We start from the raw sequence: 15,249 nt of genomic DNA on the forward strand, positions 1-15,249 counted from the left end.
TCGCTTATTATTTTTTGCTCAAGCGGGGTGCATAAGAGCACGTAATCCGGCAATCGCAAAGGCGATATCGGTTATGCCTTGAGGAAACGCTGCAACGATAGTTGCGTCGCAGCAATCGCGCAGCGCGCCCACGGGAGCGGTTCACTGCGTGAGAGTTGCCGTAAGGGGAGCACAATATTATTGACAATCGAATGAGCCAACGGACCGGCACTGGCAGTGCCGGCCGGCCCGCCGGATCATTCGATCGGCCGCTGAACGGCTACTCGGCGCTCGCCACCAGCTTGAAGCGCGGCTTGGCTTCCATCAGGCTGCGGTAGGCGGCGAGATAGTCGAGTGCCATCCGCCGCGCGGTGAAGCGGGTCTCGAACTGCTTGCGGATGGCGTCGCGGTTGAGCGTCGACAGGCGGCCGACCGAGGAGACCGCGCTGAGCTCGTCCTCGACGATGAAGCCGGTCAGGCCGTCCTCGATGATCTCCGGCACCGAGCCGCGGTTATACGCAATAACCGGCGTGCCGCAGGCCATGGCCTCGATCATCACGAGCCCGAACGGCTCCGGCCAGTCGATCGGAACCAAAAGCCCGATCGCGCCGCTGAGAAAATCCGGCTTCTCACGGTCGCTGATCTCGCCGATGAACTCGACCAGCGGATTGTTCGTGATCAGCGGCTTGATCAACTCGTCGTAATATTCCTGATCGGCCCGGTCGACCTTGGCGGCGATCTTCAGCGGAATGCCGCAGCGGGTCGCGATCTTGATCGCGCGATCGACGCCTTTCTCCGGCGCGATGCGCCCGAGCACGGCGAGATAGGATTGCCTGGCCGGTTGCGGCGTCAGCAAATTCTCCGGCAGGCCATGATGGATGGTCCGCACCCATTGCGCCTGCGGCACCGGCCGCCGTTGCGCGTTGGAGATCGAGATCACCGGGATCTTGGAGAAGGTGTTGAAGACGGGTTGGTGCTCCGGCAGGTCGAGCCGTCCGTGCAATGTGGTGACGAACGGCGTCGGCTGCCGCGCGAACAACGACCACGGATAGTAATCGAGATGGCAGTGCAGGAAGTCGAACTCGTCGTCGTCGGCCTTCTGCCGCACGCGTTCCAGCATCACCATGTGCAGCGCGTTGGGATCGCGGACGGAGCCGTCGAGGCGCAGTGCCTTCGGCCAGGTCGCATCGAGCTTCGCGGAGGTCTGTGAATCGCCACTGGCGAACAACGTCACGTCATGTCCAAGTGTTACAAGTTCTTCGGTCAGCCAGTGCACGACCCGTTCGGTGCCGCCGTACAGCTTCGGGGGAACAGCCTCTGTCAGCGGGGCAACCTGCGCGATGCGCATTTCTCCGTCTCCTGTTTGTAATGTGGATGTACCCTCAGCCCTCTTGAGATGGCACCGACATGCCGAAGACGGGAACGTTCTCGCACGTGCGAGGTTCCTTAGGTGTGGGAGTTCTGCCGCTTCTTTCTTCCATCACACTGTGGTCTTGCTGATGCCATCTCGCTCCAACAGGTTTTTGCCGACGCCAGCGTTGCAAAAATGTTGCGCAGTGATGGCTGCACCAAGGAATCCCGCCGTCGCCGTTCACGTCATCGTGCGCGAGAATTTCGACTAAAAATTTCTCGTTCACCCTCAACAGGTTTGCAGGACGTCATGGATCATCTGTCAGGTTATGCGCATCGCCCATTTCCATTCGTGCTGCGCTATCTGCGCCGGCGGCTCCCCTCGCATGTCGTGATCTTGTCCGCCGTCGTTGCGGCCGTTGCCTGCTCGGTAGGCACGCAGTACGGCGTGAAGAATCTGGTTGATGCTTTGTCGGCGGGGCCATCATCCGCAAATGGCGTATGGCTGGCATTCGCTCTGCTCATGTCGCTGATCGCGGCTGACAACTTCCTGTGGCGGATCGCGAGCTGGACCGCGAGCTACACCTTCGTCAGCGTCACCGGGGATCTCCGCCGTGACATGTTCCGCCATCTCACCGGTCACGCGCCGAGCTATTTCACCGACCGGCTGCCGGGCATGTTGACCAGCCGGATCACCGCGACGTCGAATGCGGTGTTCACCGTCGAGAACATGTTCGTATGGAACGTGTTGCCGCCTTGCATCGCGACCTTCGCGGCGATCGCCTTGGTTGGAACTGTTAGCCTGACAATGTCAGCCGTGCTGATCCTGATCGCGGGAACCATGGTGGTGGCGATGTTCCGCATGGCCGCCGCCGGCCGGCCGCTGCACGACGCCTTCGCCAATACGGCTGCCGCCGTCGACGGCGAGATGGTCGACGTGATCAACAACCTGCCGCTGGTGCGCGCGTTCTGCGGCCTCGGCTACGAGCACGACCGCTTCGATGCGACCGTGAACCGGGAACTCGTCGCGCGCGGCCGATCGCTGCGCTATCTCGAAAAGCTCCGGCTCGTTCACGCTGCCGTGACGGTGATTCTCACGATCGCGATGCTGGCCTGGGCGCTCTCGCTCTGGCAACAGGGCCAGGCCACCACCGGTGACGTCGTGCTGGTTTGCACGCTCGGCATCTCGATCCTCAGCGCGACCCGCGATCTCGCCGTTGCTTTGGTCGACGTCACCCAGCACGTTGCCCGCCTCACCGAGGCGCTGGCGACCTTGTTGCAGCCGCACGAGCTGAAGGACCATCCGGAAGCCGAAGCGCTGGTCAAGAGCGGCGCGGCGATCGCCTTCAACAACGTCTCGTTCCGCTATCCTGGCGGCTTGCAGGTGTTCGAGCGCTTCGGTCTGCGCATCCAGCCCGGCCAGCGGGTCGGACTGGTCGGCCAGTCCGGCGGCGGCAAGTCAACATTGTTTACCCTTTTGCAGCGCTTCTACGATGTCGAGCAGGGCAACATCACGGTCGACGGTCAGGACATCTCCCGCGTCACCCAGCAGAGCCTGCGCGCGGCGATCTCGGTGGTGCCGCAGGACATCTCGCTGTTCCATCGTTCGATCCTGGAGAACATCCGCTACGGCCGGCCGGACGCCACCGACGACGAGGTGCTGCGAGCCGCGATCGCGGCGCGTTGCGACTTCATCGAGAGCCTGCCTGAGGGCATGAACACCATCGTCGGCGATCGCGGCGTCAAGGTCTCGGGTGGACAGCGCCAGCGCATCGCGATCGCGCGCGCTTTCTTGAAGGATGCGCCGATCCTGCTGCTCGACGAAGCCACCGCGGCGCTCGATGCGGAATCCGAGGAGGCGATCCGCGAGGCGTTGTCGCGGCTGATGCGCGGGCGTACGGTGGTGGCGATCGCGCACCGTCTCGCGACGCTGCGCAGCTTCGATCGCGTGGTCGTGTTGCAGGGCGGCCGGATCGTCGAGGACGGTCCGCCCGATATCCTGGTGAAGGGAAGGGGTCCCTACCGCGACCTCGTGGCGCGCGAAATGGGCCGCCTCTCCACCAGCGCGGCCTGATCCCCGCGTCATCAAGCATGTGCTTGCGTTCCCGTGCGTTCGTGGAGCCCGGACTCGAGCTGAAGAAAGTCGCCAGAGGTTCAGATGGCAGCTGACGTCGTTACGCAGATCATCACCGCTCGCATCACTGAGCACGTCGCCGAATCGCCGTTCTATATCCCGATGACCGGGCCCGCGGCGCGGCCGCGGCGCTCGCTCAAGCATGACGACACCTTCATCGTGCTCGACAGCCATGGCGATATCGGCGCCTCGGCCGGCGGGCCGGACGGCCTGTTCAATGCCGACACGCGTTACCTCGCGCGGCTGGAGATGGTGCTGGAGGACGTGCAGCCATTGCTGCTCGGCTCCAACATGCGCGACGACAATTCGGCGCTGACCGTCGATCTCACCAATTCCGACGTCTATCGCGACGGCCGCCTGACCTTGCAGAAGGATACGCTGCACATCGTGCGCTCGATCTTCCTGTGGCGCGGCACCGCCTATCAGCGCATCGGCTTGCAGAACCACGGCGAGCAAGTGGCGAGCTTCGACCTCACGTTGCTGTTCGACAATGATTTCGCCGATTTGTTCGAGGTGCGCGGCGAGCGGCGGCCGCGGCGCGGCATAGGGTCGGGCAAGCTGCTTGGCCCGACCGATGTGGCGCTGGAGTATCGCGGTCTCGACGAGCAGACGCGGATCACCGCGCTGCATTTCGATCCGCGGCCGACGCGGCTGTCGGTCAACGCCGCGACCTATCATTTCGACCTCGAGCCCGGCCGGGTCACCTCGCTGTTCGTCGCGGTGTCCTGCAACAAGCCGATCATGCAGAAGCCGGTGCCGTTCTTCCGCGGGCTCCTGGCGCACCGCCGCGAGATGCGCAATTGCTCGGCCGGTGCGGCCTCGATCGAGACCTCGAACAACATCTTCAACGAGGTGCTGTGCCAGGCGATGGCCGACCTCAACATGCTGATGACCGAGACGCCGCAGGGCCGTTACCCTTATGCCGGCATTCCCTGGTATTCGACGACATTCGGCCGCGACGGCCTGATCACCGCGTTGCAGATGCTGTGGGTCGATCCGCGGATCGCCAGGGGCGTGCTGAAGCGGCTGGCGCTGTTCCAGGCCAAGGACGTCGATCCATTGGCCGACGCCGCGCCGGGCAAGATCCTGCACGAGATGCGCGGCGGCGAGATGGCCGCGCTGCGCGAGGTGCCGTTCGCGCATTACTACGGCAGCGTCGATTCGACGCCGCTGTTCGTGCTGCTGGCCGGGCTCTATCTGGAGCGCACCGGCGACGTCGAGACGTTGCGCGAATTATGGCCTGCGGTCGAGGCTGCCTTGCAATGGATCGACGGTCCCGGCGATCCGGATCGCGACGGCTTCGTCGAATATCAGCGCGCGACCGAGGAGGGCCTCCGGAACCAGGGTTGGAAGGACTCCTTCGACGCCATCTTCCACGCCGACGGCAGGCTCGCCGAAGGCAACATCGCGCTGGCGGAGGTGCAGGGCTATGTATTCGCCGGCAAGCAGCTTGCCGCGCGCGCGGCGCGCCGGCTCGGCCTCGCAGACAAGGCCGCCACGCTCGATGCCGAAGCCGAGCGGCTGCGCGAGCGGTTCGAGCAGGCCTTCTGGTGCGAGGAGCTCGGCACCTACGCGCTTGCGCTCGACGGCGCCAAGCAGCCGTGCAAGGTGCGCACGTCGAATGCCGGACAGACCTTGTTTTCGGGCATGGTGCGCCAAGACCGCGCGCGACGGGTCGCTGCCGATCTGATGAGCCAGAGATTCTTCTCGGGATGGGGCATCCGCACGGTCGCCGCGGGCGAGGCGCGCTACAATCCGATGTCGTATCACGACGGCTCGATCTGGCCGCATGACAATGCGCTGATCGCGCTCGGATTGGCCCGTTACGGCCTCAAGCATTCGGTCGCGCATCTGTTCAAGGGGCTGTTCGACGCCGCGAGCTATATGGAGCTGCGGCGGCTGCCCGAACTGTTCTGCGGCTTCCGTCGCGAGCGCCGGCGCGGCCCGGTGCTGTATCCCGTGGCCTGCGCGCCGCAGGCCTGGGCGAGCGCGACACCGTTCACCTTGCTGGAGGCCGCGCTCGGCCTCGAATTCGATACCGCGCGTGGCGAGATCAGGCTGCGCGATCCGTGCCTGCCGGAGTTCCTCAATGAGGTGGTGCTGCGTGATCTGAGGCTCGGTGCCTCCAGCGTCGACCTGAGGCTGCGTCGTCACGGCGACGAGGTGTCGCTCGAAGTGCTGCGCACGCGCGGCCAGATCCAGGTGTCGATCGTGCTGACGCATTGAGCGTCCGTGCGCAGCGGCAAATCGTGGGGAGAGGTACATGCGTCCGAGGGTGATGATTTTATTGGTCGCAGTGGCGCTGCTGACTTGCGCCAACGTCCGCGCCGGCGACGACGCCGCCCCGGCGCCAGCTCCGCCAGCGGCGGCCCCGGCGCCGCCGGCGCCGAAGGATGCGGCCAAGGAGCCGTCGCCACCGCCATCGGTGACCGTGATCGGCGCGCGCGATGCCCACGGCATTCTCGGGCGCGATGTGCGCAGCTCCGCCAATGAAGACATGGGCCGCATCGTCGACGTCATCGTCGATCGCGACGGCAAGGTTCGCGCCGCCGTGATCGATTTCGGCGGGTTCCTCGGCGTCGGCAGCCGCAAGATCGTGGTCGACTGGAACGCACTGCGTTTCGCCGGCGTTTCCAGCAAGAGCGACAGCATCACGCTCGACCTCAACAAGCAGCAGGTCAGCGCTGCGCCGGAATACAAGGAAGATACACCGCTGATCGTGCTGGGCGCGGCCGGCAATCTCCATCCATGGGATTACGAGCATTAGGGGGCAGAAGCTGGTCGCGCGTCCGAACTCTTCCTTCGAGGCGGTTGGCGACGATCGTGGTGAGCGGTCAGCCGGCACCAATGTCGTGCCGCTGGTGCCCGATCGGCCCGATCCGGGGCAACCGCGCGCGCCATCGCGCGAAAGCCAGCGCGGGCTCGACTGGTTCATCTTCTTCCTGGCCGACGTGCAGACCGGGTTCGGCCCGTTCATCGCGGTCTATCTGACGACGCAGAAATGGACCCAGGTCGAGATCGGCTTCGTGCTCTCGATCGGCGGTATCATCGGTCTGATCGGTCAGATGCCGGGCGGCGCGATCGTCGATGCGGCGCGCTCGGAACGGGTGGTCGCGGGCTGCGCGGTCGCCGCGATCGGATCGGCCGCGCTGGCCTATGCGCTGTGGCCGATCTTTCCCGTGGTGACGCTCGCCGCGACGCTGCACGCGCTTGCGAGCTGCGTGCTGGGACCGGCGATCGCCGCGATCAGCCTCGGTTTGGTCGGGCCGCTTGCGATCGGCGAGCGGCTCGGCCGCAACGCGCGCTTCGCCTCGCTCGGCAGCGGCTCGGCCGCGGCGCTGATGGGCGCCTGCGGCTATTTCCTCTCCAGCCGTTCGGTGTTCCTCGTCACCTTCCTGTTGGCGATCCCGACGCTGCTGGCGCTCGCGCGGATCCGCGAGCGCGAGATCGATATCGCGCAGGCCCATGGCGCGGTGAAGCGCGAGGTGCCGGACAAGAAGGCGACCAGCGTGCTCGGCCTGGTCCGGCAGCGCTCGCTGCTGATCTTCGCCGGCGCGATGATGCTGTTCCAGCTCGCCAACGCCGCGATGCTGCCGTTGATGGCGGGCGTGGTGACGACGCGGTCGAGCCAATGGGCGCCGGTCCTGATCGCCGCCTGCATTATCGTGCCGCAGGCGATCGTTGCGCTGTGCTCCCCGTCGGTCGGCCGCAAGGCGCAGGCCTGGGGCCGCCGGCCGCTGCTCCTGATCGCATTCGCCTCGCTGGTGATCCGCGGTCTGTTGTTCGCGACGGTGCGCGATCCCTATCTGCTCGTCGTGGTGCAGGTTTTCGACGGCATCACCGCGGCGATCTTCAGCGTGATGGTGCCGCTGATCGTGGCTGACGTTGCGTTCGGCAGCGGCCATTTCAACCTGGCGCAGGGCATCGTCGGCACCGCGGTCGGCATCGGCGCATCGCTCAGCACGGTGCTGGCCGGCTTTGTCAGCGACAGGCTCGGCAGCGGCACCGCTTTCATGGGCCTGGCCGGGGTCGCTGCGCTCGGGCTATTCATGATCTGGCTGGTGATGCCGGAGACGCGGCGGACGGCATGACAGCGAACGAGGCCGCATCGGCCGCTATCTTCCAGGCCCCGGATATCCGCAATTATGGGCCGGTTTCGTTCGCACGGAACCTTCCTCCTGCATGCGCCGTCATATATGAGTGATTTGCTGCTGGAACGAGCCGATGAACCAGCAGCCAAGCACCCGGCGTGACAGCGGTTAATCAATCCAAAATCGGGATCTGATAGAGATCGACGCAGCGCGGGCAGGCACTTCGACTGAGGAATGGCATGATAAATCGAACGACGACGGCGCAGGCCACCGGAGCGATGCGGCGTTGGGGGAATCCCGCCTTTGTGACCTTCGCGGCCATGGTCACATTCGCGTCACTGACCGGCGGCGCCGCGGCCAAGCAGCAGCGCCCCGCGGCGACCGTCGAGGCGACCGCGCCGCGCGCGGCCGGCGAGCCGATCATGGCCATCGTGTCGATCAAGTCCCAGAAGGTCACGTTCTACGATGCCGACGGCTGGATCTACCGCGCGCCGGTGTCGAGCGGCGTCAAGGGACGCGAGACGCCGGCCGGCGTCTTTGCGCTGGTCGAGAAGGACAAGGACCACCACTCGACCATGTATGATGATGCCTGGATGCCGAACATGCAGCGCATCACCTGGAACGGCATCGCGTTACATGGCGGCCCGCTGCCAGGCTATGCAGCCTCCCACGGCTGCGTCCGCATGCCCTACGACTTTGCCGAGAAGCTGTTCGACAAGACGCAGATCGGCATGCGCGTGATCATTGCGCCGAACGACGCGGCTCCGGTCGATTTCACCCATCCGGCGCTGTTCGTGCCGAACGCACAAGCCATCGCCGCTGCTCCGGCGCGTGCCGAGACCCTGACCCGCGAGGCCGCGGATGCCGCCAAGGCGGCCGACGAGGCGAAGAAGGCCTCCGTGGCCGCGACCAAGGAAGCCGCATTGTTCACGCCGGCCTCCCTGCGTAAGCTGGAAAAGGCCAAGACCCGGGCCGACGCCGAGGTGGCGCTCGCCGACAAGACGCTCGCCAATGCCAAGACCGACCAGGCCAAGGCGCGCGCCGAAGATATGAAACAGAAGGCTGCCGCCAAGGCGGCGGCTGCCACCACGCAGTTCGAAGCAGCCCAAGGCGACGCCAAGCCGAAGCTCGATGCCGCGGCCGCCGCGAAGGACGCCGCCAAGGCCGCCGAGACCAAGAAGGCCGATACCCAGAAGGCGGCCACCGAGGCGAAGCTCGCGCTCGAACCGGTCTCGGTCTACATCAGCCGCGCCACGCAGAAGCTCTACGTCCGGCGCAACACCCACAAGGCGTGGCCGGATGGCGGCGAGGTGTTCGATTCGAGCATCGAGGTTCCCGTCACCATTCGTGATCCGGACCAGCCGATCGGTACGCATATCTATACGGCGGTTGCGCGCACCGACAGCGGCCTGCGCTGGACCGAGGTGACGATCGACGACGGAGACAACGCCAAGGACGCGCTCGACCGCGTCACCATTCCCCAGGATGTGCTGGATCGCATTGCGCCGACCGCGGTGCCGCGCTCGTCGATCATCATCTCGGACGAACCGCTGAGCGCCGAGACCAACTATCGCACCGAGTTCGTCGCTGTCCTGAGCAACCAGCCGCAGGGTGGTTTCATCACGCGCAAGCCGACGCGGCCGGCAGAAACCGACGACATGGTCGCGAGCGGGGAAGATGACGGCTTCGGCTTTTTCTCGCCGCGCAACTGGAATCCGCAGGGGCCGACCCGATACGGCAACCCGCAGGCTCCCACCCAGTACGGCGAGCCGCAGGTTTACGGCAATCCTCAAGCCGCTCCGCGCCGGCGCGGTGGCCAGTACTATTATCAGTCGCAACGCGACTGGTGGTAGGGCGTCGGATTGATCCGGGATAACTGAACGATCGGACGGCGGTGCGACACCGCCGTCCGGTTGCGTGCCGCCGTTACGGGCGAGCTTCCAGGATCAGGTTGAACGGCGTTTCCGCGGCGCGGCGGAAACGCGAGAAGCCGCCTTGGCGTGCCACGTCGCGCAGTCGCGCCTCTCCGGCCTGCGCGCCGAGTGCAAGACCGACCTCCTGGTCCAGCGATGCCGGTGTGCAGATCATCGTCGACGCCGCGTAGTAGACGCGCCCGACCGGATTGAGGTTGTCCTCCAGCCGATCGTTGGCGAACGGCTCGATCAGCATGCAGGTGCCGTCGTCGGCGAGGGTGGAACGGGTATGCTTGAGGGCGCCGACCGGGTCGCCCATGTCATGCAGGCAATCAAAGAAGCACACCAAATCATACCCCTTGGCAGGGAATGTCTTGGCGGAGTGCGTTTCGAAGTGGACTCGGTCTGACAGTCCCGCCTCCCGTGCGGACATCTGCGCCGCCTGGATCGAGCCGTCGTGATAGTCGAAGCCGTAGAAGGTTGATTTCGGAAACGCCTCTGCCATCAGCCGCGTCGAGACGCCGTGCCCGCAGCCGATATCAGCGACGACGGCGCCTTTCGTCAGCTTGTCGACGACGCCTTCGAGCGCCGGCAGCCATTGCTGGACCAGATAGTGCTTGTAACTCGTTCGGAAGAAGCGGGCGGTGCCGCAGAACAGGCACTCGCTGCGCCTGTTCCAGCCGACTCCCTTGCCGGTCTTGAATGCGTCGGTGATTTTCGGCTCGTCGAGAAAGGTTGCGCCGACCAGGTTTCCGATGGCGCCGAGGAACACCGGGCTGTCCTCGTCGGCGAGCGCGAGTGCCTGCTCGGGCAGCATCGAGAATTCTCCGGAGCTCCTGTCATATTCGACGTAGCCGGAGGCGGCCTGTGCCGAGAGCCACTCCTGAACGTAGCGCTCGGCCGTTCCGGTCGCCTTGGCGAGCGCCGAGGCATTCATCGGTCCTCGCTGCGCAAGCGTCTTGTAGAGGCCCAGTTTGTCGCCGACCAGCATCAGCGAGGCGTTCAGGGCGGCCCCAAAGTCACCAACCATCTTTCCCATGAATGAATTGAGACGCTCTTCGTTGACATCCATGATGTTTCTCCATCGCAATCGCGTTTTGGCAAAATGTCCGTCATTCGCAATTTCATGCGTACGCTATCGTCCAGGCACGCAGCCTTGGGGCGGCGTGAGTGCCTGAAAGGTTCGCTGCAATGAAGTGATTGTTACCGGGCTCGCTGGGATCCCAGTCGATGTGACGTCACAGGCGCAGGAACCGCTGGTTACGCCGCGCGCGGCATGATCAGCCGTTTGTACAGCGCGCTATAACAGGCGGCCGACAGGTCCCAGCTGTAGGACTTGGCCATCGCGCTGGCGCGCATGGCGTTGAGGCGGTCCTTGGCGCGATAGGCGTCGAACGCGCGCCGGACGCCGCCGAGGAAAGACTCCGCCGACGGTTGCGCGAACAGGAAGCCGGTTTCGCCGTCGGCGATGGTTTCCGCGAGCCCGCCGGTCTGGTGGCCGATCGGCAACGAACCGAAACGCTGCGCATACATCTGGCTGAGGCCGCAAGGCTCGAAGCGCGACGGCATCAGGGTGAAGTCGCTGCCGGCGAAGATGCGGCGCGCCTGCGCGTCGTTGAAGCCGATGATGACGCCGATCGCGTCCGGCCGCCGCCGATGCGCAGCCACCAGCGCGTCTTCGATTGCCGGCTCGCCGCTGCCGGTGACGACGATCTGTCCGCCGTCCCGGATGATCTCGTCGGCGGCCGACAGCACGAGGTCGACGCCCTTCTGATGCACCAGCCGCGCGACCAGGCCGAAGATCGGCCCGCGCGAGACGGCGAGCCCGAATTGCCGGCGGACATAGTCGGCGTTGGCCTGCTTGCCCTTCCAGTCGCCGGCGCCGAACGGCTGGGCGAGCTGCGCGCAATGGCGCGGGTCCCAGCTCTCGTCGATGCCGTTCAGGATGCCGGTCAGCTCTGCGGCGTCGGAGCGGGCACGGAGCAGGCCCTCCAGCCCGCAGCCGAGCTCAGCGGTCGTGATCTCCTTCGCATAGGTCGCGCTGACCGTGGTCAGGTGCGAGGCGTAGACGAGGCCGCCCTTGAGGAAGGAGAGCTTGTCGTAGAACTCCAGCCCGTCAATGTGGAATGAGCTTTCCGGTGCGCCGATCCGCCGCAGCGAGTCCCGCGGAAACAAGCCCTGATAAGCGAGATTGTGGATGGTCAGGATCGACGGAATCCGTAGTTGACGCCAGGCGAGGTAGGCCGGTGTGAGCGCCGCCTGCCAGTCATTGGCGTGCACGAGGTCGGCTGCCCAATTCTTGTCCAGCGTGCCGGCTGCAAGTTCGGCAGCGGCGGAGGCAAAGCGGCCGAAGCGGATGTCGTTGTCGGGCCAGTCGCGACCGGACTCATCGCCATAGGGATTGCCGGGCCGGTCATAGAGCTGCGGACACAGCAGCACGTAGACCGGCAGCCCGTCCTTGGTCGATGCGCGGCCAAGCGTGCAGGCCGGCATCTCTGCGTGCGCAGGGCATTGCCCAACGATTTCAATATGTGTGAACTGTTCGACCACGTCCCGGTAACCGGGAAGCATGATCCTGACGTCGCTCCAGGGGCGGAGCGCCCGCGGCAATGCTGCAGAGACGGCGGCAAGCCCGCCCACGCGGACGAAATCGTCCATCTCGGTCGTGACGAATAAGACCTTCAACAAGCGCCCTCGTTCCAGCCCATGACAGGGGCCATGCAAGATCGGGTCCAATCTGCCTTTGAGTAAAATGCAAGACCGCCCGCGGGCCCGGTCTGGACGAGACGCTTTCCTGTCGGGGCGGCTCACTTTAGGGTCCACGCCACGCCAAGGAATGACGAAGCTGGAGGAAGCCTTGCCAACGACAATAGCTGCTGACGATGAGGGGAATTTGACACGGAGCTTTGAAGGCCTTCGCGTGCTCGATTTTTCGACCACGATCGCCGGACCTCATTGCACGCGGATGCTCGCCGACATGGGCGCGGAGGTGATCAAGATCGAGCCCGCCGAGGGCGAGACGATGCGGACGCGGCCGCCGCTGCGCAACAATTGCTCGACGGCGTTCGGCCAGCTCAATATCGGCAAGCACAGCCTGGTGCTGGACCTGAAGTCGCCCGCCGGCGTCGAGGCCGTGCGCCGGCTGATCGCGACTGCCGACGTGCTGGTGGAGAATTTCCGTCCCGGTGTGATGCGTCGGCTGAAGCTCGATTACGCCTCGGTCCGCGACATCAACCCGAAGCTGATCTTCTGCTCGATCTCGGGCTACGGCCAGACCGGCCCGTCGGCGGAATTGCCGGCCTATGCGCCGGTGATCCATGCCGCCTCGGGCTACGAGATGGCGCATCTTGCCTATCAGCCGGGCCGCTCGCGCCCGGACTATTGCGGCATCTACCACGCCGACGTGCTCACCGGCGTCTATGCGTTCGGCGCGATCTCGGCTGCGCTCTATCAGCGCGCCGCCAGCGGCAAGGGCCAGCATATCGACGTCTCGATGCTGGAATCGATGCTGAGCCTGACCCTGAACGAGTTGCAGTGGTCGCAATTCGAGGTGAAGCAGACCCAGCGTCCGATGTTCGGCCCGATCGAAACCACCGACGGTTACGTGATGGTGGCGATCGCCAGCGAGAAGACGTTCCAGAACCTGATGCAGGTGATCGGCCGGCCCGAATGGGTGTCCGACCCGCGCTTCGCCAAATATTCCGATCGGCGGGAGAACTGGGCGGATCTGATGGAGGGCGTCGAGGCGTGGTCGCGCGCGGTCAGCACGCAGGCCTGTCTCGTCGCGCTCAACGAATATGGCGTGCCGTCGTCGGCCTATCGCACCGTGCGCGAGGCGCTCGCCGATCCGCAGATCGCCCATCGCGGTGCACTGGCCGAGGTCGAGGATGGCGGCGGCAGCTTCAAGGTGCTCAACCTGCCGTTCCGGATGTCCGGTGCAACGGTCGGTGCCCGCAAACGGATGTCGACGCTGGGCGAGCACACGCTGTCATACCTGAAGGAGATCGGTCTCTCCGACGATCAGATCGCAGGATTCGCGGCGCAGCCGGCCAAGACCGCACGCAGCTAGAATGAGCAGCTGAGTTCATGATGCGATCCGACAGGATCGCATCGTGATCTCCCTGCGGCTTTTCATCCGTTTTACGGTCTTGTCGCGCGCAGCGATTCCAGACAAGCTGCTGCCCAACAGACGACGATCCGGAACACCGGACGTCGCCCACCTGGGAGGGAGCATCGATGAAGCTGGCCGGGCGCGCGCACGCGGTTGCGCGCATATTTCTTGTGGCGGGATTAGGTGCAGTGGCGTCAGCTGTACCGGCCCATGCGCAGAAGCAGGGTGGCACGCTGACCGTTGGTCAGGAGCTCGATATCCCCGGCTTCGATCCGCTGAAGGTCGGTGTCTACGACACCTCGGCCAACACCGCGGCCGCCGCGATCTTCGACACGCTGATGACGCTCGACGACAAGGGCGAACCGAAGCCGAAGCTCGCGCTGTCCTGGGAGCATTCCGAAGACTTCAAGACCTGGACCATCAAGCTGCGGCCCGGTGTCAAATTCCACGACGGCACGCCGTTCAATGCGCAGGCGGTCAAGGAGAACTTCGACCGCCAGAAGGACCCGGCCAACAAGTGCCGCTGTGCGTTCTACATCACCAGCATCAAGAGCGTGGACGTCATCGATGACCTCACGGTGCGCTACAATTTCAGCGACCCGGCGGTGAACTTCCCGGCGACGCAATCCATTCAAAGTTCCAACAACGTGATGCAGTCGCCGACGGCCTGGAAGACCAAGGGCGATGACTACAACCGCAATCCCGTCGGCACCGGTCCCTACATCCTGAAATCCTGGACCGCCGGCGACCGCATGGTGCTGGAGAAGAACCCGGACTACTGGGACAAGGGCAAGCCCTATCTCGACCGCATCATCCTGAAGCCGCTGCCGGATGCGCAGTCGCGCTTTGCCTCGCTGCAATCGGGTGAGGCCGACGTCATCTGGGACGACGAGTACGACGCCGACAACATCGTCAAGGCGCAGAAGGACAAGAGCCTGACCGTGCATACCTATGCGGGCTCGGGCGCGCAGGTTTATGCGTTCAATACCAAGGCGCCGCCGTTCGACGACGTCCGCGTCCGGCAGGCGCTGGTGATGGCGCTCGACCGCAAGAAGATTTCGCAGGCGATCACCAATGGCCTGGCGCGGCCGGCCAGCAATCCCTATGGCGACGGCTCCTGGGTGAAGTGCAAGGACGACGGGGCGCTGCCGGAGGACATCAACAAGGCCAAGGCGCTGCTCAAGGACTACGGCAAGCCGGTGGACTTCAAGATGATCGTGTCGGCGACGCCGCGAGGTCGCACCGTCGGCCAGGTGCTGCAACAGATCTGGAAGCGGGCCGGTGCCAACATGGAGATCGAGCAGGTCGATCAGGCCACCATCGTGCCGCGTGCCTTCATGCGCCAGTTCCAACTGACACCGTGGCGTATCGTCGATCTCGCCGATCCCGATCCGCAGATGTACGCCAATTTCCACACCGGCAGCCCGGTGGCGCTGGCGAACTTCTCCGATCCGGAACTCGACCGGTTGCTCGAGCATGCGCGGACCACCGCCGACGTTGCCAAGCGCACCGAGGACTATTGCGCGGTCAGCCGCCTGATCAACAAGGAAGCCATCTGGTTCTGGACCTTTCAGAACACCTACTATGCGATCTCGAGCGCGAAGGTGAAGGGTGTGCCGAAGATGTTCAACGGGGTGCTCGACGTCTCCGACGCCTGGAAGGAATAGCGGT

General features: G+C 64.9%; 10 protein-coding genes. 7 read left to right on the forward strand and 3 right to left on the reverse strand.

The genetic code is table 11. The features are described 5' to 3' along the window. Positions 1 to 259: 259 nt before the first annotated feature. Positions 260 to 1,327, reverse strand: coding sequence for a glycosyltransferase family 4 protein (locus B2W55_RS19585; protein ID WP_024580830.1), 1,068 nt, complete (start codon positions 1,325 to 1,327; stop codon positions 260 to 262). Between the two features lie 312 nt (positions 1,328 to 1,639). On the opposite strand from B2W55_RS19585, the gene B2W55_RS19590 reads away from it, so the two are divergent. The 5 genes from B2W55_RS19590 to B2W55_RS19610 all read left to right on the forward strand — a co-directional run bounded on the left by B2W55_RS19590 (position 1,640) and on the right by B2W55_RS19610 (position 9,407). After that, a complete protein-coding gene (locus B2W55_RS19590; RefSeq protein WP_024580831.1) occupies positions 1,640 to 3,403 on the forward strand; it encodes an ABC transporter ATP-binding protein in 1,764 nt (587 codons plus the stop codon). Positions 3,404 to 3,487: 84 nt separating this feature from the next. Next, a complete protein-coding gene (locus B2W55_RS19595; protein ID WP_024580832.1) occupies positions 3,488 to 5,689 on the forward strand; it encodes an amylo-alpha-1,6-glucosidase in 2,202 nt (733 codons plus the stop codon). 37 nt (positions 5,690 to 5,726) lie between these two features. Continuing rightward, on the forward strand, positions 5,727 to 6,230 hold the full coding sequence (locus B2W55_RS19600) for a PRC-barrel domain-containing protein (RefSeq protein WP_029879041.1): 504 nt from the start codon (positions 5,727 to 5,729) through the stop codon (positions 6,228 to 6,230). A 94-nt stretch (positions 6,231 to 6,324) separates the two neighbouring features. Further along, complete coding sequence (locus B2W55_RS19605; RefSeq protein ID WP_414631654.1) at positions 6,325 to 7,554, forward strand: MFS transporter; 1,230 nt, start codon at positions 6,325 to 6,327, stop codon at positions 7,552 to 7,554. A gap of 239 nt (positions 7,555 to 7,793) precedes the next feature. Then, on the forward strand, positions 7,794 to 9,407 hold the full coding sequence (locus B2W55_RS19610) for a L,D-transpeptidase (RefSeq protein ID WP_024580835.1): 1,614 nt from the start codon (positions 7,794 to 7,796) through the stop codon (positions 9,405 to 9,407). A gap of 73 nt (positions 9,408 to 9,480) precedes the next feature. Here the strand turns inward: B2W55_RS19610 and B2W55_RS19615 are convergent, their stop codons facing one another. Both B2W55_RS19615 and glgA read right to left on the reverse strand, forming a co-directional pair. Further along, positions 9,481 to 10,539, reverse strand: a complete 1,059-nt coding sequence (locus B2W55_RS19615; RefSeq protein ID WP_029879042.1) for a class I SAM-dependent methyltransferase — start codon at positions 10,537 to 10,539, stop codon at positions 9,481 to 9,483. Positions 10,540 to 10,727: 188 nt separating this feature from the next. Further along, positions 10,728 to 12,152 (reverse strand): glycogen synthase GlgA, encoded by a 1,425-nt coding sequence (gene glgA, locus B2W55_RS19620; RefSeq protein ID WP_024580837.1) that lies wholly within the window; start codon positions 12,150 to 12,152, stop codon positions 10,728 to 10,730. A 151-nt stretch (positions 12,153 to 12,303) separates the two neighbouring features. Between glgA and B2W55_RS19625 the strand changes: the two genes are divergently transcribed. Together B2W55_RS19625 and B2W55_RS19630 are read left to right on the forward strand one after the other, a co-directional pair. Continuing rightward, the gene (locus tag B2W55_RS19625) at positions 12,304 to 13,536 is read left to right on the forward strand and encodes a CaiB/BaiF CoA transferase family protein (protein WP_029879044.1); all 1,233 of its coding nucleotides are present in this window, start codon (positions 12,304 to 12,306) and stop codon (positions 13,534 to 13,536) included. Between the two features lie 230 nt (positions 13,537 to 13,766). Continuing rightward, complete coding sequence (locus B2W55_RS19630) at positions 13,767 to 15,245, forward strand: ABC transporter substrate-binding protein (RefSeq protein ID WP_244442187.1); 1,479 nt, start codon at positions 13,767 to 13,769, stop codon at positions 15,243 to 15,245. Positions 15,246 to 15,249: the final 4 nt, after the last annotated feature.

Origin of the sequence: Bradyrhizobium sp. UBA2491 (assembly GCF_002341725.1) — a bacterium.
Taxonomy (GTDB): domain Bacteria; phylum Pseudomonadota; class Alphaproteobacteria; order Rhizobiales; family Xanthobacteraceae; genus Bradyrhizobium.

Excerpts from the sequence above, each read along its gene's own strand:
- B2W55_RS19595 (WP_024580832.1), top strand. The coding sequence starts at position 3,488 with ATGGCAGCTGACGTCGTTACGCAGATCATCACCGCTCGCATCACTGAG.
- B2W55_RS19610 (WP_024580835.1), top strand. The coding sequence starts at position 7,794 with ATGATAAATCGAACGACGACGGCGCAGGCCACCGGAGCGATGCGGCGT.
- B2W55_RS19615 (WP_029879042.1), bottom strand. The coding sequence starts at position 10,539 with ATGGATGTCAACGAAGAGCGTCTCAATTCATTCATGGGAAAGATGGTT.
- B2W55_RS19600 (WP_029879041.1), top strand. The coding sequence starts at position 5,727 with ATGCGTCCGAGGGTGATGATTTTATTGGTCGCAGTGGCGCTGCTGACT.
- B2W55_RS19625 (WP_029879044.1), top strand. The coding sequence starts at position 12,304 with ATGACGAAGCTGGAGGAAGCCTTGCCAACGACAATAGCTGCTGACGAT.
- B2W55_RS19585 (WP_024580830.1), bottom strand. The coding sequence starts at position 1,327 with ATGCGCATCGCGCAGGTTGCCCCGCTGACAGAGGCTGTTCCCCCGAAG.
- B2W55_RS19590 (WP_024580831.1), top strand. The coding sequence starts at position 1,640 with ATGGATCATCTGTCAGGTTATGCGCATCGCCCATTTCCATTCGTGCTG.